Source organism: Amycolatopsis viridis (genome assembly GCF_011758765.1).
Taxonomy (GTDB): domain Bacteria; phylum Actinomycetota; class Actinomycetes; order Mycobacteriales; family Pseudonocardiaceae; genus Amycolatopsis_E; species Amycolatopsis_E viridis.
This window is the reverse complement of sequence record NZ_JAANOU010000001.1, coordinates 429,035-445,754: the sequence shown is the minus strand read 5'-3', so window position 1 is coordinate 445,754 and position 16,720 is coordinate 429,035. Positions and strand designations below refer to the sequence as shown.

The window sequence follows — 16,720 nt, the reverse complement described above, 5'->3', positions numbered from 1 at the left end:
GCTCAACAGCCTCGTCGACTGCGGTGCCCCGATCAGCGGGGTGCGGGGGCAACCGGCCCGCGCGAACGGCCCAGGTCGCGAACCGCGGCGATGTGACCGCGGATCGCCGCGCGGATCGGGCGCGGCGCATGATCGTGGCATGAACGAAGAGGCCGGCCCGACCGAATGGACCGCCCGGGAACCCGTGGGCGTCGGCCCGTGGGCGGGCGAATGGCCCGCCGACGAGCGTTACGACCCGGAGCTGCTCGCCGACGGCGACCGGCGCAACGTCGTGGATGCCTACCGGTACTGGCGGCGGGAGGCGATCGTCGCGGACATCGACCGCAGGCGGCACCCGTTCCACGTGGCGATCGAGAACTTCCAGCACGACCACAACATCGGCACGGTGGTGCGCACCGCGAACGCGTTCGCGGCGGCCGCGGTGCACATCGTGGGACGGCGCCGCTGGAACCGGCGGGGCGCGATGGTCACCGACCGCTACCAGCACCTCGAACACCACCCGGACGTCCCCTCGCTCGCCGCGTACGCGCACGACCGCGCGCTGACGATCGTGGCGGTCGACAACACCCCGGGTGCGCAGCGCATCGAGACCGCCGACCTGCCGCGGGCGTGTGTGCTGCTGTTCGGGCAGGAAGGACCCGGCCTGTCGGCCGAAGCCCACGACGCGGCCGCGATGGTCGTCTCGATCGCGCAGTTCGGCTCCACCCGCTCGATCAACGCCGGGGTCGCCGCCGGCATCGTCATGCACGCCTGGATCCAGCAGCACGCCGACCTGGCCAGCGCCTGGTAGCCGGCCTGGCAGAAGCCGTGCTCAGCGCGATGCCCGGCGCGCAACCATGATGGGGGTCATGCACAGCGACTGGGCCGCCGCCGCGGAACGGGCGATCGTCACCCGGCACCTGCGCCGCCTCTGGGGCCTGCCGGGCACGCTGCTCGCGCGGAGCGGTTGGCCGGCGACTCCCGGCCAGCGGGTGCACCGGCACTGGAACTACTGGTGGCAGGCGCATTTCCTGGACTGCCTCGTCGACGCCCAGTTGCGCGACCCCACTCCCGCGCGGGCGGCGGCGATCGACCGGTTCGTGTCGTCGATGCGGCTGCGCAACTTCGGCAACTGGCGCAACGACTACTACGACGACCTGGCGTGGCTCGGGCTCGCGCTCCAGCGCACCGGGCGGGACGTGGGCTTCTTCCTCGGTGAGCTGCGGTCGGGGTGGTCGCCGGAGGGCGGTGGCGGAATCTGGTGGCGGCGCGGGGACCGGTTCAAGAACGCGCCGTCGAACGGCCCGGCAGCGATCCTGTTCGCACGGGCCGGGGACGTGGCCCGCGCGCGGGAACTGCTGGACTGGATGGAGAAGACGCTCGTCGACCCGGACACCGGCCTGGTGTGGGACGGGTTACGGGTGGACAGTCACGACCTGGTCCAGGAGATCTACACCTACTGCCAGGGGGTCTTCCTCGGCACCTGCCTGGAAATGTCCGAACTGGACAGAGCAGGCCGGACCGTCCGGGCGGTGGCGGCGCACTGCGCGCCGGGCGGGGTGCTGCGCGGCCAGGGCGGCGGGGACGGCGGCCTGTTCGCCGGGATCCTGGCGCGCTACCTGGCGCTGGCCGCGCACCGCCTGCCCGCCGGTCCGGAGGCCGACGCGGCGCGGTCGTTGGTGCTCGCCTCGGCGGAGGCCGCCTGGACCGGTGCCGCCGACGCGGCCGGCGGTCCGCTGTTCGGCCCGGAATGGAGCGCGCCCGCGCCACCGCCGCCACCGCCGGCCGGCGACCCGGCGCGGGACCTCTCGGTGCAACTGGGCGCCTGGATGCTCCTGGAAGCCGCAGCCACCCTGTGACCGCCCCCGCCGACGCCCGGCACGGGATCAGGTGCGGGCGGCGGGCGGCAGCGCGAACGCCGCGATGATGACGACGCGGACGTGGAAGCGGCCCGGCTGCGAGGGCTGACCGGCGTGCCCAGCGCGGTGCCGCAGCAACGCAGCTTCACCTGCCCGGACTGCCTGCGCACCAGCCACCACCCAGCTCGGGCTGCGGCCGGACCGGCTGCGCGCGAGCGCTCAGAACAAGATGACCGCGGCCACGTAAAGCAGGATGCCCGCGGCACCCGCGAGGCGGGCGAGCACCAGTTCCTGCTGGGTGTACTCGCGGCCGCCGCCGCGCCGGTCGGACGGCTCGCACACGGACCGCGGGTTGATGATTATCCAGAGCCCCAGTGGCACGAACACGAGTCCGAAGATGATGTCGGATACCCCCACCGGATTCCTCTCTCCCGGTCCGGGTGGGACGCGGAAGCGGCGATCGTGGTTCCGTGCCCGTTTCGCGGCTACCACGCCGGGTCCGGCACAAGGGGGCGCCGCCGACGTGATCACCTGGCAGACCCGCAGTGCCCGGCTGCTGCCCCGCTACCTCGAGGGTCGTACCACAGGGGGCCCTGTTCCTCAGCTCCCGCCGCGGACTCGGCTGTCCGACCGCGGCACGGCAGGCGTCCTACAAGCCGCACCCGCAGGACGCGCGGTGCATCAACCGGGGCGGCAACCGCACCGTCTCGAACGGCCGCTCCGGCTCCGCGATCCGCGCCAGCAGCAGCCGCACGGCGCGCCGCCCGATCTCCTCGATGGGCTGGGCCATCGTGGTCAGCGGCGGCTCGACCAGGTCCGACCACTCGACGTCGTCGAACCCGGCCAGCGCGAGGTCCCGCCCGACCACCAGGCCGCGCCGGCGGATCTCGTGCAGCACGCCGACCATCATCGAATCGTTCGCCACCACCAGGGCCGTCGGCCGGTCCGGTAACGCCAGCAGCTTCGCCGTCGCCGCCGCACCGCCCTCCCGCGACGAATGCCCCGGCACCACCAGCTCCGGGTTCCAGGACAGGCCCCCGCGCCCGAGGCCGAGCCGGTAGCCGAGCGTGCGCTCCTCCGACGTGGCGAGCCCGGGCATGCCGCCCACGAACCCGATCCGCCGGTGCCCCAGCGACGCCAGGTGCTCGGTGAGCGCGGACGTCGACTGGATGTTCTCCGATCCGACCTGGTCCACGTCGGCGCGCATGGTGAGCCGGTCGATCAGCACGGTCGGCAGCCCGAGCGACACCAGCTCGCTGATCACGCGCCCGTCGCCCGCGGCCGGGGTGAGCAGCATGCCTTCGACCCGCCGGGACCGCAGCGTCCGCACGGTCTCCTGCTCGGTCTTGACCGTGTCGTGGGTGTCGGCGAGCAGCACGGTGTAGCCGGCGGCGGCCGCCTCGCGTTCGATGGCCTGCATGAGCGCCGCGAAGTAGGGGTTGGCCAGCAGCGAGATCGCGACCCCGATCTGCCGGGTGCCGCCGGTGACCAGCGAGCGGGCGACCGCGTCCCCGGTGTAGCCGGTTTCCTCGATGGCGCGCAGCACCGCGGCCTTGGTTTCCGGGGCCACCGCGCGGGTCCCGTTCACCACGTGTGAGACGGTGGTGATCGAGACGCCGGCGAGGTCGGCGACGTCCTTTTGGGTGGGCCTGGACGGCATCAGGGTTCTCCAACGAGCGCGAACGGTCCGCAAGCGTTTGCGCAAACGCTTGCCGAAGAGTGTAAGCCCTCCTACCGTCCCGATCGGCAATGTGATCAGCCTCGATGCGGAGGGCAGCGTGAGCCAGTGAGACAGCGGAGTCTCCTGTGCCTCGTCACGGCCGGCGTGCTGGCCGTCAGCGGGTGCACCGTCGAGCGCCACTGGGGCGGGAACTCGGCCCCGGCGGGCAGTGGCCAGGCCAAGGTCGGCCTGGTGACGAAGACCGAAACCAACCCGTACTTCGTCGAGCTGCGCAACGCGGCGAGCGCTGCCGCGCAGGCTCAGGGCGCCGCCTTCATGGCGCTGGCCGGCCAGTTCGACGGCGACAACGACGGCCAGGTCCGGGCCATCGAGAACATGGTCCAGCAGGGCGTCACCACGATCCTGATCACCCCGAACTCCTCCACCGGCGTGCTCGCCGCCATCGCCAGGGCCCGGCAGGAGGGGGTGCTGGTGATCGCGCTGGACACCGCGACCGAACCGGCGAGCGCGGTGGACGCCACCTACGCCACGGACAACGTCGCGGCCGGCCGCCAGCAGGGCGCCTACGTCAAGGCCGCGCTCGGGGGCCGCCCGCCGAAGGTGATCATGATCGACGGCACCGCGGGCAGCACCGTGGACACCTACCGGCACAACGGGTTCCTCGAGGGCAGCGGGCTCTCCGACGGTGATCCGGCGATCGTGGGCCGGGACAACGCCAACGGCGACCAGTCCATCGCCCAGCAGAAGATGGAGAACCTGCTCCAGCGCACCACCGACATCGACGCCGTCTACACGATGAACGAGCCGACCGCGCGGGGCGCGTACGCGGCGTTGCAGGCGCGGGGCCTGGCGGGGCAGCTCGTGATGGGTTCGATCGACGGCGGCTGCCAGGGCGTGCAGAACGTGCGCGACGGCTTGTACGCGGCCACGGTCATGCAGTTCCCGCGCAAGATGGCCGAGGAGGGCGTCACCGCCGCCGTGCGGTACGCCAGGACCGGGCAGAAGCCGAGCGGGTTCATCGACACCGGCTCCGTCGTCATCACCGACCACCCGATGCCCGGCGTGGCCAGCCAGAACACCGAGTGGGGCCTGCAGAACTGCTGGGGGACGAAATGACAGCCACAACCACCACGGTGGACCGGGGCGAACGCGAGAGCCTCGGCGAGTTCTTCCTGCGCGCCCCCGCCATCGGGCCCGCGCTCGCGCTGGTCGTCGCGGTCGTCGTGTTCTCGGTGTCCACCAGCACGTTCCTGGACCTGGACAACCTGTCGCTGGTGGTCGAGCAGTCGCTGGTGGTCGGCACGCTCGCGCTCGGGCAGACGCTGATCATCCTCACCGCCGGCATCGACCTGTCGAACGCCGCGGCCATGGTCCTGGCGACGCTGCTGATGGCGAAACTGCTGGTCGGCGGCGTGCCCGGGATCTTCGCGCTGATCCTCGGCGTGCTGGTCACATCCCTGCTCGGGCTGGTCACCGGCTCCCTGGTCACCCGGATCAAGCTGCCGCCGTTCATCGTCACGCTCGGCCTGTTCACGATGCTGACCGCGGCGGGCAAGCTCGTCGCGGGCGGGCAGGCGGTGCCCATCGCGCCCGGCTCGCTGCCCGCCTGGCTGGGCACCCGCCGCTACCTGTTCGGCGGCATCCCGGTCACCTACGGGATGACGCTCGCGCTGGTCATGTACCTCGTGCTGTGGTACGCGCTGACCCGGACCGCGTGGGGCAAGCACGTCTACGCGGTCGGCAACGCGCCCGAGTCGGCGCGGCTGACCGGCATCAAGGTCAACCGGACGATCGTGTCCGTGTACCTGGTGGCCGGGCTGATCTTCGGCATCGCCGCGTGGCAGGCGCTCGGCCGGGTGCCCAACGCCGACCCGAACGCCTACCAGCTGGGCAACCTCGACTCGATCACCGCGGTCGTGCTCGGCGGCACCAGCCTGTTCGGCGGACGCGGATCGGTGTTCGGCACGATGATGGGCGCGTTGATCGTGACCGTGCTCCGCTCCGGACTGACCCAGCTCGGCGTCGACTCGCTGTACCAGGACGTCGCCACCGGTGCGCTGGTCATCGCCGCGGTGGCCGTGGACCGGCTCGCCAGGAGGAAGAAATGACCCCCACCCTTTCGGCGCGCGGCCTGGTCAAGCGCTTCGGCCGCGTCACCGCCCTCGACGGCGCGGACTTCGACCTGGAACCGGGCGAGGTGCTCGCCGTGGTCGGCGACAACGGTGCCGGCAAGTCGAGCCTGATCAAGGCGCTGTCCGGGGCACTGGTGCCGGACTCCGGGGAGATCTTCGTCGACGGCGAACCGGTGCACTTCCGGACACCGCTGGACGCGCGCCGGTGCGGCATCGAGACCGTGTACCAGGACCTGGCGCTCGCGCCGGCGCAGGACATCGCGACGAACATGTTCCTGGGCCGGGAGATCCGCCGCGGCGGGGTGCTCGGGCTGGTGCGCAAGCTGGACACGGCGAAGATGCGCGCCGAGGCCCAGCGGGTGCTGGACGAGCTGGACATCAAGATCAAGTCGATCACGCAGCCGGTCGAGACACTCTCCGGTGGCCAGCGGCAGGGTGTCGCCGTGGCCCGGGCCGCGGCGTTCGGCACCAAGGCGGTGATCATGGACGAGCCGACCGCCGCGCTCGGCGTCGCCGAATCGGCGAAGGTGCTCCAGCTGATCGACCGCATCCGGGAGCGCGGCCTGCCGGTCGTGCTGATCAGCCACAACATGCCGCACGTCTTCGAGATCGCCGACCGCATCCACGTGCACCGGCTGGGCCGCCGCGTCGCGGTGGTGTCACCGAAGACGACGAGCATGAACCAGGTGGTCGGGCTGATCACCGGCGCGCTGCGGGTCGACGAGGACGGGCAGGTGACGGAAGTCGAGTCGGCGATCCACACCGGACTGTCGGCATGACGGTCCTGCTCGCGGGGCTGTGCACGGTCGACCTCGTGCAGCGGGTGGCGGAGCTGCCGGCGGCGGGCGAGAAGGTGCAGTCGCTGGGCGTCGAGGTGGCCGCGGGTGGACCGGCGACCAACGCCGCCGTGACGGTCGCGGCCCTCGGCGAGGAGGCCGTCCTGGTGACGGCACTGGGCCGGCACCCGCTCGCCGGGCTGGCCCGCGCCGACCTGTCCGCGCACGGCGTGCGGGTCGCCGACATCGCCCCCGAGCAGGACGAACCGCCCGCGGTGAGCGCCGTGGCGGTGCGCGACCGCGACGGCGAGCGGACGGTGGTGTCCCGCAACGCCGGGCAGCACCCCGGCGCGATGCCCGGCGAACTGCCGGACGACGTCCGGGTGGTGCTGGTCGACGGGCACCTGCCGCGGCTGGCACTCGGTGTGGCGCGGTGGGCGCGCGAGCGCGGCATCCCGGTCGTGCTGGACGCGGGCAGCTGGAAACCGGTGCTGGACGACCTGCTGCCGCTGGTCGGCATCGCGGCCTGCTCGGCGCACTTCCGCGCCCCGGGGCCGGGTTTGCGGGAACGCGGCGTGCCCGCGGTCGTGGTGACCGACGGGCCGCGGCCGGTGCGCTGGGAAACGGCGGACGGTGCTGGTGAGATCGAGGTGCCGCGCGTGCGCGCGGTGGACACGCTGGGCGCGGGTGACGTCTGGCACGGCGCGCTGGCGTACGGCGTGGGACGGTTTCGGCTGCCGGAGCTGATCCGGTTCGCCAACGAGGTGGCCGCGACGAAGGTGCGGCACGCGGGACCCCGGGCGTGGGTCCCGGAAGTGCGGAAGTTGGGAGTGCGATGACGGTGACGAGTCCGACGTTCGACGAGCTGCTGACCAGGGCCGAGGGCCTGGTGACGCGGGGCAGGCGATCCATCCTGGGGATCGTGGGCGCGCCCGCGGCCGGCAAGACCACCCTGGCCCGCGGGCTGGCCGACGCGCTCGGCAACCGCGCGGTCGTGGTCGGGATGGACGGGTTCCACCTCGCGCAGGTCGAGCTGCAGCGGCTGGGCCGCACCGAGCGCAAGGGTGCGCCGGACACGTTCGACTCGCACGGCTACGTGAACCTGCTGCGCCGCATCAAGGAGACCAGCGAGACGGTGTACGCGCCGCTGTTCCGGCGCGAGATCGAGGAGCCGATCGCCGGCGCGGTGTGCGTGCCGCCGGAGGTTCCGCTGGTCATCACCGAGGGCAACTACCTGCTGGTCGACGAGGAGCCGTGGCGCGAGGTGCCCGGGCTGCTCGAGGAGGTGTGGTTCCTGAAGCCGGACGAGCAGGAGCGGATCGAACGGCTGGTCAACCGGCACCGCCGCTACGGCCGCACCCTGGTCGAGGCGAAGGGCCGGGCCCTGGGCAGCGACCAGCGCAACGCCGACCTGATCGAGACCACCGCGAGCCGGGCCGACCTGGTGCTGGAGAACCTGCCGCTGCAGAACTTCGTGATCTGAAGCGGCGCTCAGCTGGTCCGGCCGCGCCGGAGCGGGGAGACGCGGCGCGAGCCATCAGCTGGGGACGGGATCCGTGGCCAGGCGGGCGTGCAGCTCCACGTCGTGACGCACACCGTCGTACACGAGCTTCTGGCGCTGCACGCCCTCAGCCGGGAACCCGGCGCGCGTGGCAACCCGGCACGACGCCGGGTTGTTCATCCGGTGCCCCAGCTCCAGCCGGAACAGGCCGACGTCGGTGACGGCCCATTCGGCCACGGCGGCACCTGCTCTGGTGGCCACTCCCCGTCCGCGCGCGGCAGAGGTGGTCCAGTACGACACCCATCCGGTGCCGTGCACCTGGTCAACCGCGCCTAGCGCAACGTTTCCCAGCACCGCATCGTCGGCATCGGTCACAGCGAAGGAGTAAGAAGACCCAGCAGCCCAGCTGCGGGCGGAGTGTCGACGGGCCGATCTGCTCGGCGATCCATCTCCGGCTCCTGGATCGCTGACGAGGACGAGCCAGGAAGCTGTCCACACCCTGTGGATGAATCTCCCGGTTGTCCACAGGTACGTCCCGCGGAAACCGGGAACCCGTGTGGCACGTTGTACCGACGGAGGGGCTCGAACGGGTGAGAGGGACGGTATGCCGAAGTTGACCGGAGTGCACCACCTGGCCCTCACGGTGACCGACGTCGACCGGAGCGTGCCCTGGTACGAGCGGGTGCTGGACCTGCGGGAGACGGGTCGGCGGGAGGACCCGGCGACCGGGCTGCGCAAGGTCCGCCTCCAGGCGCCCGGCGAGGCGTTCTCGGTGGTGCTGTTGCAGCACCCGGACACCGAGCGCGGTCCGTTCGACGAGCGGCGGACCGGGCTGGACCACGTGGCGTTCACGGTGGGCACCTACGCCGAGCTGAAGCAGTGGGAGCAGCGGCTCGCGGACTACGGGGTGGAGTACAGCCCGGCGAAGGCGTCGCGGACGCTGCCGGGTTCGGCGGTCGTGGTGTTCCGCGACCCGGACGGCATCCAGCTCGAGGTCTGGGCCGGCATCGACTCGTGACGTGCTAGGCCGCGGCCGGGTATTCCTGGTCCGGCTCGTCCTCGACCGGGCGGCGCATCTCCTGCCGGTAGCGGAACACGCCGTAGCCGGTGCCGAACACGAAGAACGCGACCGACAGCCACACCAGCACCGTCTTCACCCACGGGATCGTGTCCAGCAAGCCGGCGCCGTAGTAGCCGAGCAGGACCAGCGTGGGCACCCAGAACACGCCGCCGAGCGCGGTGGCGAGCACGAAGCGGCGCGGGTTCATGCGGGCCGCGCCGGCGATCAGCGGCGCCAGCGTGCGGACCCAGGGGATCCACCGGGCGGCGACGATCGCGAGGAAGCCCTTGCGGTCGAGGAACTCCCTGGCCCGGTCGAGGTTGCGCCGGTTGAGGACCTTGCCCCCGCGCCGGGCGATGAACCGGACCCCGGTCTGCTGTCCGATGTAGTACCCGACCTGGTTGCCGACCACCGCCACAACCAGCGCAGCCACCGACAGCAGCCAGGCGCTCGCGTCCGCGCCGTGCGAGGCGAGCACCACCCCGGCCGCGAACAGCAGCGAGTCACCGGGCAGGAACAGCCCGATGATGAGGGCGCATTCGACGAACACGAAGCTGAGCACGATGACCCAGACCAGCAGCGGGCCGGCCGTGTCCAACCAGCCCACGCCGACGGCTTCGGACGCGGCGAAGTCGAAAGTCACCCGGAAAGCCTACGTGCCGCGAGCGAACAGCACTCAACCGTGCGGCGGAATTGCGTCGATCGTTACGGAACGCGGTCGCGCGTTGACGAAAACGCGCGACCGCGCAACCGGCTCACATTTGCGGTAACGACTCGCCCTGAACGGCTTCGATGTCGAGTTCGATCTTGATGTTCGAGCCGATCGCGGCGACCCCGGCCCGCACCATCGCGTTGTAGTTGATCGCGAAATCGTTGCGGTGCAATTGCGTCTCCGCGTGGAACGCCACGCGCATCCCACCCCACGGGTCGGGTCCGTAACCGCCGTAGGTCAGCTCCATCTCGATCGCCTTGCGCTCGCCGTGCAGCGTCAGCTCACCGGCGAGGGTCCAGGTGTCCGCGCCGCGCTGCCGCATGCCGGTGCTGACGAACCCGATCATCGGATGGGTCTCGACGTCCAGGAACTCCGGCGACCGCAGGTGGTCGTCACGCATCTTGATGCCGGTGTCGATGCTCGCGGCCTTGATCTCGGCCTCGACCCGGGACCGCTCGGCCGGCCGCGCGATGTCGATGCGGCCGCTGATGTCGGAGAACCGGGCCTTGATGCTGGCGATCCCGAGGTGCCGGGCCGTCGCCACGGCGCTGGAGTGCACCGGGTCGATGGTCCACGGACCGGGCGGCGGCAGCTCGATGGCTCCGGCCATCGGCGTCACCACCAGCTCGCCGAGCGAACCCGAACCGTCCGATCCGACCTGCGCGGTCCGGGCGAGCGGGGCGTACCCGGCGGCGGTGAGGACCGCGGTGTAGACGCCCGCGGGCAGCGGTGGGGTGACCACCGCTCCCGTGGCGTCGGCAACGGCACGCGCGACCTGCTGGCCGCTCATGTCCGTCACCGTCAGGACCGCGTTCTCCACCGCCCAGCCTTCGGCCGTGTGGATCTGCGCGCGCAATCCGCTCATGACCTCTCCGCCCCGCTGCCGGCCGGGTCGCCGAGCTGGTCGAGCACCTGCTCGTAGCCCAGCCGCACGTCGTGCTGGACGTCCCCACCACCCGGCAGGTTCACCTGGCTCGTCGCCGGCGGGTACCCGCTGGCGACGACGGTGTAGTCACCTTCCGGCAGATCGGTGACGACGTACTCGCCGTTTTCATCCGTCCGGGCGACCGAGGCGACGTTGCCGTCGGCGTCCAGGACCGTGATCCGCGCGTCCGGCACCGGCCGACCGCTGTCGGTCCGGGCGGTCCCGGCCAGCACCACAGCCGCCGCGATCTCGATGTCCTGGTGCAGCACGCCGCTGTCCGGCACGCTGATCAGGGACGCGACCGGGCGCATCCGGTCGGCGCTGGCCACCAGCGTGTAGATGCCCGACCCGACGCCGCGGAACACGTACCCGCCGTCAGCGTCGCTGATCGCGGCGCCGGTGACTTCACCGCGCGAGTCGGTCAGCGTCACGGTGGCGCCCGGCAGCGGCACAGCCTTGCCCGCAACCCGGACCACGCCGCTCACCTCGCCCGAGCCGATGAGGGTCAGGTCCAGCCGGGCCGGCCCGCCCCCGACGACCACGCTGGCCGCCTGCGGCTGGTGCCCGGCCGCGGACACGATCAGCACGTACGTGCCGGTGCCCGGCGCGCTGATGCGGTAGCCGCCGTCGCCACCACCGGTCGCCCGCGAGACCTGACGGCCCCGCTGGTCGATCAGGGTCAGCGCAGCGCCACCGACCGGGCTGCCGTCCTGGCGCCGCACGGTGCCGTTGATGGCCTGCCCGCCGGTGCCCAGGGCCTGCTCCTCCCCGGCGCTGGCGACCGCGTTCGTGATCGGCGCGGTCTGCCCGGTGAGCTGGTACTCGCCGTGCCCGTTCTCACTCAGCGCATGCTTCCCGCCGACGAGAACCGGTTCGCGCTCCTGCTCGAACGCGGCGTCCGCGTCCGCCCAGGTGTCCTCCGCGGTGGCCTGCGTGGCCTGCGCGTCCTCGGCAGGCAGCAGGGCCTCGCCACCCTCGACCGGCGGCGCGGGCTTGGCGGCGGGACCACCGGCGAGCGGGATCTCCTTCATGAACGCCAGCACCACCGCGGCCAGCAGGGCCACGCCACCGGCGACGTAGAAGACGCCGTGCATCGAGTTGGTGAACCCGGTCAGGATCGGCACCCGGACCGCGTCGGGCAGGTTGTGCAGCCCGCTGGTGTCCGCCTGCAGCGCACCCAGCTGGCCCTGGTCGAAGCCCTTCGGGAGCGCGCCGCCGAACGCGTCGGCGATCTTGCCCGGCAGCAGGTTGAACAGGATGGTCAGGAAGACCGCGACACCCAGGGTGCCGCCCATCTGCCGGAAGAACGTCGCCGACGCGGTCGACACACCCATGTCGCGGCGCGGGCCGGCGTTCTGCGCGGCGATGATCAGCGTCTGCATGCAGCCACCCAGGCCCAGGCCGATGAGCAGCGCGATCAGCAGCGGCTGCCACAGCGGGCTGTCGTAGTGCACCTGCGCGTAGAGCGCGGCACCCGCGGCGATCAGCACGGTGCCGATCACCGGCAGGATCTTGTACCGCCCGGTCTTCGCGGTGATCCGGCCGGAGATCTGCGAGCCGGTCATGATGCCCAGGACCAGCGGCAGCATCAGCAGGCCCGCCTGGGTCGGCGAGTAACCCCGCACGACCTGGAAGTACAGCGGGATCATGCTGATCGACCCGAACATGCCGATACCGACGAGGGTGCCGCCACCGATCGAGACGCTGAAGGTCGAGTTGCGGAACAGCCGCAGCGGGATGAGCGCCTCGTCCTTCATCACGTACTCGACGAACAGGAACAGCACGACGCCGAACGCGGCGACGGCGTAGCAGATCACCGAGGTCGTCGAGCCCCAGCCCCAGCTGCGGCCCTGCTCGGCGACCAGCAGCAGCGGCACCACGGCGATGGCCAGCGAGCCCGCGCCGAACCAGTCGATGCGGTGGTCCTGCCGCTGGTGCGGCACGTTCAGCACCTTCGCCACGACCGCCAGCGCGAGCGCGCCGATCGGCACGTTGATCAGGAAGATCCAGCGCCACCCGTCGAGGCCGCCGAGGGTGTCGAAGCCGGAGAACAGGCCGCCCAGCACCGGGCCGAGCACGGTCGCGCTACCGAACACCATCATGAAGTAGCCCTGGTACTTGACCCGTTCCCGGGCCGGCACCACGTCGCCGACGATGGTCATGGCGAGCGACATCAGACCGCCGGCGCCCAGGCCCTGGAACGCCCGGAACGCGGCCAGCTCGTACATCGAGTTGGCGAACGTGCACGCGGCGGAGCCGACCACGAACAACGCGATCGCGGTCAGGTAGAACGGCTTGCGCCCGTAGATGTCGGACAGCTTGCCGTACAACGGCGTCGCGATGGTCGCGGTGATCAGGTACGCCGTGGTCGCCCACGCCTGCTGGTCGAAGCCGTGCAGGTCGTTGGCGATCCGGACGATCGCGACGCTGACGATGTTCTGGTCCAGCGCCGCCAGGAACATCCCCAGCAGGAGTCCACTGAGGATGGTCAGGATCTGTTTGTGGGTCAGGCGCGGGCCTTCGTCCGCGACGGCGCCGCCCATCGGCGCCGGTTGTTCTCGTGAGGCGCGTGTCATGCGTTTTCCCCCTTGGTGCGTGCCGAGATCTGGTCGGCGAGATGTGGAGCGTGCGCTTCGATCCCCGTGTTGAGCCGGTCGAGGAGCTTGTTCAGGACCCGGCGTTCCTCCTCCGGCCACTCCGCGAGCACCTCGGCGAGCCAGCGGTTGCGCTGCTTGCGGTTCTCCTCGAACACGCGCAGGCCCTCCTGGGTCGGGGCGAGCAGGCAGGCGCGCCCGTCCTCCGGGTCGGCCAGGCGCTCGACCAGGCCGTGCTGGACCAGCGAGCTGCTCTGCCTGCTGATCGTGGAGATCTCGGCGTGCAGAGCGTCGGCGAGCCTGCTGGTGCGCTGCGGCCCGTCGTGGACGAGCTGGAAGAGAATGGCGTACGCCGCGCGCTCGATCCCGTCCGGACCGAGCTTGGCCACCTGGGACTTGGCCTTGGTGAGCAGGCGCATGAACCGGACGAGCTGCACGCCGAGCTCGTCGGCGATGTCGAGCTCGGTGTCGGTGAAGGCCGCTTCCTCGACGCGTGATGGCATGGCCGGATCACTCTCTTCGTGCGGGTTGTCTTAATTGACCGAAGCAACTAGTTGCTTACGTCAAGGATGCACCCCGGATAGTTGGTTGCGCCAGTCAAATAACGCCGTTGTGGTCGATGACACTTTAGTTGCCACAGGCAACTGAATTTCCGCGCCCTGGGTGGAAAAGTTTTTCCGCACTGCGAACGTGACCGCACTACCATAGATGCATGAGCACCGACGCTTTGCTGACGACCCTCCGCGCCGAGCTGGGCAGGGACGCCGTTCTGACGGACGCCGACGTCACCGGCAGCTACGCCCGCGACATGATGCCGCTGGCCCCCTCCGGGCGGCCGCTGGCGGTGGTACTGCCCTCCGACACCGAGGGCGTGCAGGCGGTGGTCCGGGCCTGCGCGGCGGCGAAGGTGCCGATCGTGCCGCGCGGCGCGGGCAGCGGGCTGTCCGGCGCGGCGAACGCGATCGACGGCTGCGTGGTGCTGGTGATGACCAAGCTGGACCGGATCGTCGAGATCGACGCGGGGAACCGGCTCGCGGTGGTCCAGCCGGGCGTGGTCAACCTCGACTTCCGCAACGCGGTGGAGAAGCGCGGGCTGTTCTACCCGCCGGACCCGTCCAGCTACGACTGGTGCACGATCGGCGGCAACCTCTCCACCAACGCCGGCGGCCTGTGCTGCGTGAAGTACGGCGTGACCACCGACTCCGTGCTCGGGCTGGAGGTCGTGCTGGCCGACGGGTCGCTGCTGAAGACCGGCCGGCGCACCGTCAAGGGCGTCGCCGGGTACGACCTGGCCCGGCTGTTCGTGGGCAGCGAGGGCACGCTCGGTGTGATCACGCAGGCCACGCTGGCGTTGCGGCCGTTGCCGCAGGCGCCGGCGACGCTGGTCGCGGGCTTCGACACCACCGAGGCCGCCGGCGCCGCGGTGGCGCGCACCGTGCGCGAAGGGCTGGTGCCGTCCCTGATGGAGATCATGGACGCCAGCTCGATCAAGGCGGCCGAGACGTACCTGAAGACCGACCTCGGCGCCGGATCCGAGTGCCAGGCGCTGCTGCTGTGCCAGTCCGACTCGGGCGGCGAGGCGGCGCGCCGGGAACTCGCCGCGCTCGAGCAGATCTGCGCCGACAGCGGCGCGACGATGGTGTACGCCACCGACGACCTCGAGGAGGGCCGCATGCTGATGCAGGCGCGACGGGTGGTGCTGACCGCGCTGGAGCAGTACGGCGTGTGGCTGACCGACGACGTCTCGGTGCCGCGCACGCGGATCGCCGAGCTGATCGCCGGGTGCCAGCGCATCAGCGAGGAGGTCGGCCTGCGCATCGCGGTGGTCGGGCACGCCGGCGACGGCAACATGCACCCGACGATCGTCTACCAGCCCGGCTCGGCGGACGAGTTCGCGCGGGCGCGACGGGCGTTCGACGAGATCCTGCGGGTGGGACTGGCGCTGGGCGGCACGGTGACCGGCGAGCACGGCGTCGGCAAGATCAAGCGGGAGTGGCTGGAGCGCGAGATCGGGCCGGTCGGGATGCGCGTGCACCGGCAGATCAAGCAGGCGCTCGACCCGGAGAACCTGTTCAACCCGGGCTCGATGTTCTCGATGAGCTGAGCCCGCGCCGACCGGCGGCGGGCTGTAGTACAAGAACGTCGAGCTGCCCAGGGCCCTGATGCGGACCGAGCCGGCACTCCTCGCCGTCGTCCCTGCCGTGTTGGCTCGCATCGCACGCTACGAGGTCGACGAGGTGGTCCGGGCTGCCGCACACCCGGACTGTGCTCGCTCGACGCCATCCACCTGGCCACTGCCCAGGCGGTTTCGCTGAATCGTGGGGCCTGCCGGCGATCGCTCCCGGAGGCGCTGTCCGAGACGCGAAAAGGCCGCCGCACCCGATTCCCGTGCGGCGGCCTTCCGGGTCGTGCTCAGGGCTCGACGCGCGGGATCCGCTGCGTGACCTCGGCGTCGGACTCGGCGGCCGGCGCGGCGGCGGACCGGGCGGCGGCGAGCTTCTTCTCGCGGCGGTTCCTGGCGTACTCGATCACGATCGGCACCACCGAGACCAGCACGATGAGGATGAAGATGGCCTCGATGTTGGTCTTGATGAAGGAGATGTTGCCGAGCACGTGACCCAGTGCGGTGATACCGGCGGCCCACAGGATGCCGCCGATCACGGTGTAGGTGAAGTACTTCTTCGGGTCCATCCGGCCGACACCGGCGATCCACGTGATGAACGTGCGCACGAACGGCACGAACCGCGCCAGCACGACGGCCTTCGGGCCGTGCTTCTCCAGGAAGGCGTGCGTCTTGTCGACGTACTCCTGCTTGAAGAACCGCGAGTCCGGCCGCTTGAACAGCGCCGGGCCCGCCTTCCAGCCGATGAGGTAGCCGACCACGTTGCCGAGCAGCGCCGCGATCGTCACCAGGGTGCAGACCAGCCACAGCGGGGCGTGGATCGAGCCCTGCGCCACGAACAGGCCGGCGGTGAACAGCAGCGAGTCACCGGGGAGCACCGGGAAGATGCTGCTCTCGATGAAGATGACCAGGCACAGCCCGACGATCACGTACGCGCCGAACTGGGTCAGCAGGTACTCGGGGTTGAACCACTTCGGCATCAGAGCGAGCGTGGTCGCGGTCTCGGCGAGAATCACAACACAAAACGGTACAGGGTGACCCTGTGTGCAGTATGGGGGCTCAGAACAGAGTGATGAGGCCGATGACGGCGCCGGTCGCGAGGCCCAGCAGGGCCGCCAGCCCGAGCACCCAGTAGACCGGCAGCGGGCCGGCCGGGACGCCCCGGCGCGGCGGCGCAGCCGGTTTTCCCGGCGGGTGTTCCAGGGCCAGGCGCTCGCGCTCGAGCGGGCTGGCCCCGGCGCCGGACAGCAGCCCCGGCTCCGGCCACCCGCCGGGTGGCGGGCCGGGGTGCGGCGCGTTGCGGGCCTGCGCCTGCAGCGCCTCGGCCAGCAACCGTTCCGGATCCTTCGCCTCGCTCACGGCCACAGCGTAATCAACTA

Annotated in this window: 18 protein-coding genes; 9 read left to right on the top strand and 9 right to left on the bottom strand. The window is 71.2% G+C overall.

Going from position 1 to position 16,720, the window contains the following annotated elements; genetic code table 11:
• The first annotated feature begins 139 nt into the window (after positions 1-139).
• Both FHX46_RS02225 and FHX46_RS02220 read left to right on the top strand, forming a co-directional pair.
• Positions 140-790, top strand: a complete 651-nt coding sequence (locus tag FHX46_RS02225; RefSeq protein ID WP_167110177.1) for an RNA methyltransferase — start codon at positions 140-142, stop codon at positions 788-790.
• Positions 791-848: 58 nt separating this feature from the next.
• Complete coding sequence (locus tag FHX46_RS02220; RefSeq protein ID WP_167110175.1) at positions 849-1,838, top strand: glycoside hydrolase family 76 protein; 990 nt, start codon at positions 849-851, stop codon at positions 1,836-1,838.
• A gap of 219 nt (positions 1,839-2,057) precedes the next feature.
• Here FHX46_RS02220 and FHX46_RS02215 read toward each other — a convergent pair whose 3' ends face one another.
• The gene (locus FHX46_RS02215; RefSeq protein WP_167110173.1) at positions 2,058-2,255 is read right to left on the bottom strand and encodes a hypothetical protein; all 198 of its coding nucleotides are present in this window, start codon (positions 2,253-2,255) and stop codon (positions 2,058-2,060) included.
• 232 nt (positions 2,256-2,487) lie between these two features.
• Positions 2,488-3,498 (bottom strand): LacI family DNA-binding transcriptional regulator, encoded by a 1,011-nt coding sequence (locus FHX46_RS02210; RefSeq protein WP_167110171.1) that lies wholly within the window; start codon positions 3,496-3,498, stop codon positions 2,488-2,490.
• A 126-nt stretch (positions 3,499-3,624) separates the two neighbouring features.
• On the opposite strand from FHX46_RS02210, the gene FHX46_RS02205 reads away from it, so the two are divergent.
• Genes FHX46_RS02205 through FHX46_RS02185 form a run of 5 tightly spaced genes read left to right on the top strand, consistent with a single transcriptional unit; the run spans position 3,625 to position 7,910 of the window.
• Positions 3,625-4,635, top strand: a complete 1,011-nt coding sequence (locus FHX46_RS02205) for a substrate-binding domain-containing protein (protein ID WP_167110169.1) — start codon at positions 3,625-3,627, stop codon at positions 4,633-4,635.
• Positions 4,632-5,627, top strand: a complete 996-nt coding sequence (locus tag FHX46_RS02200; protein ID WP_167110168.1) for an ABC transporter permease — start codon at positions 4,632-4,634, stop codon at positions 5,625-5,627. The genes FHX46_RS02205 and FHX46_RS02200 overlap by 4 nt, the downstream gene beginning before the upstream one ends.
• The gene (locus FHX46_RS02195; protein WP_167110166.1) at positions 5,624-6,430 is read left to right on the top strand and encodes an ATP-binding cassette domain-containing protein; all 807 of its coding nucleotides are present in this window, start codon (positions 5,624-5,626) and stop codon (positions 6,428-6,430) included. Before FHX46_RS02200 ends, FHX46_RS02195 begins: the two co-directional genes overlap by 4 nt.
• A complete protein-coding gene (locus tag FHX46_RS02190) occupies positions 6,427-7,266 on the top strand; it encodes a PfkB family carbohydrate kinase (RefSeq protein ID WP_167110164.1) in 840 nt (279 codons plus the stop codon). The genes FHX46_RS02195 and FHX46_RS02190 overlap by 4 nt, the downstream gene beginning before the upstream one ends.
• A complete protein-coding gene (locus tag FHX46_RS02185; protein WP_167102684.1) occupies positions 7,263-7,910 on the top strand; it encodes a nucleoside/nucleotide kinase family protein in 648 nt (215 codons plus the stop codon). The genes FHX46_RS02190 and FHX46_RS02185 overlap by 4 nt, the downstream gene beginning before the upstream one ends.
• A gap of 54 nt (positions 7,911-7,964) precedes the next feature.
• Here FHX46_RS02185 and FHX46_RS02180 read toward each other — a convergent pair whose 3' ends face one another.
• On the bottom strand, positions 7,965-8,426 hold the full coding sequence (locus FHX46_RS02180) for a GNAT family N-acetyltransferase (protein ID WP_208399972.1): 462 nt from the start codon (positions 8,424-8,426) through the stop codon (positions 7,965-7,967).
• A 106-nt stretch (positions 8,427-8,532) separates the two neighbouring features.
• On the opposite strand from FHX46_RS02180, the gene FHX46_RS02175 reads away from it, so the two are divergent.
• The gene (locus tag FHX46_RS02175; RefSeq protein WP_167110162.1) at positions 8,533-8,946 is read left to right on the top strand and encodes a VOC family protein; all 414 of its coding nucleotides are present in this window, start codon (positions 8,533-8,535) and stop codon (positions 8,944-8,946) included.
• Positions 8,947-8,950: 4 nt separating this feature from the next.
• Here FHX46_RS02175 and FHX46_RS02170 read toward each other — a convergent pair whose 3' ends face one another.
• The 4 genes from FHX46_RS02170 to FHX46_RS02155 form a co-directional block, all read right to left on the bottom strand.
• Complete coding sequence (locus FHX46_RS02170) at positions 8,951-9,631, bottom strand: DedA family protein (RefSeq protein WP_167110160.1); 681 nt, start codon at positions 9,629-9,631, stop codon at positions 8,951-8,953.
• Positions 9,632-9,743: 112 nt separating this feature from the next.
• On the bottom strand, positions 9,744-10,565 hold the full coding sequence (locus FHX46_RS02165; protein WP_167110158.1) for a YceI family protein: 822 nt from the start codon (positions 10,563-10,565) through the stop codon (positions 9,744-9,746).
• Positions 10,562-13,201 carry an MFS transporter gene (locus FHX46_RS02160; protein WP_167110156.1) on the bottom strand — a complete coding sequence of 880 codons (2,640 nt, stop codon included), beginning with the start codon at positions 13,199-13,201 and terminating at the stop codon, positions 10,562-10,564. The genes FHX46_RS02165 and FHX46_RS02160 overlap by 4 nt, the downstream gene beginning before the upstream one ends.
• Positions 13,198-13,722, bottom strand: a complete 525-nt coding sequence (locus tag FHX46_RS02155; RefSeq protein WP_167110154.1) for a MarR family winged helix-turn-helix transcriptional regulator — start codon at positions 13,720-13,722, stop codon at positions 13,198-13,200. The genes FHX46_RS02160 and FHX46_RS02155 overlap by 4 nt, the downstream gene beginning before the upstream one ends.
• A gap of 209 nt (positions 13,723-13,931) precedes the next feature.
• Here FHX46_RS02155 and FHX46_RS02150 point away from each other — a divergent pair, with 209 nt between their 5' ends.
• On the top strand, positions 13,932-15,323 hold the full coding sequence (locus FHX46_RS02150) for an FAD-binding oxidoreductase (protein WP_167110152.1): 1,392 nt from the start codon (positions 13,932-13,934) through the stop codon (positions 15,321-15,323).
• Between the two features lie 308 nt (positions 15,324-15,631).
• Here FHX46_RS02150 and FHX46_RS02145 read toward each other — a convergent pair whose 3' ends face one another.
• Positions 15,632-16,321 carry a DedA family protein gene (locus FHX46_RS02145; protein WP_208400435.1) on the bottom strand — a complete coding sequence of 230 codons (690 nt, stop codon included), beginning with the start codon at positions 16,319-16,321 and terminating at the stop codon, positions 15,632-15,634.
• Positions 16,322-16,400: 79 nt separating this feature from the next.
• Positions 16,401-16,700 (bottom strand): hypothetical protein, encoded by a 300-nt coding sequence (locus FHX46_RS02140; RefSeq protein ID WP_167110148.1) that lies wholly within the window; start codon positions 16,698-16,700, stop codon positions 16,401-16,403.
• Between the last annotated feature and the right edge of the window lie 20 nt (positions 16,701-16,720).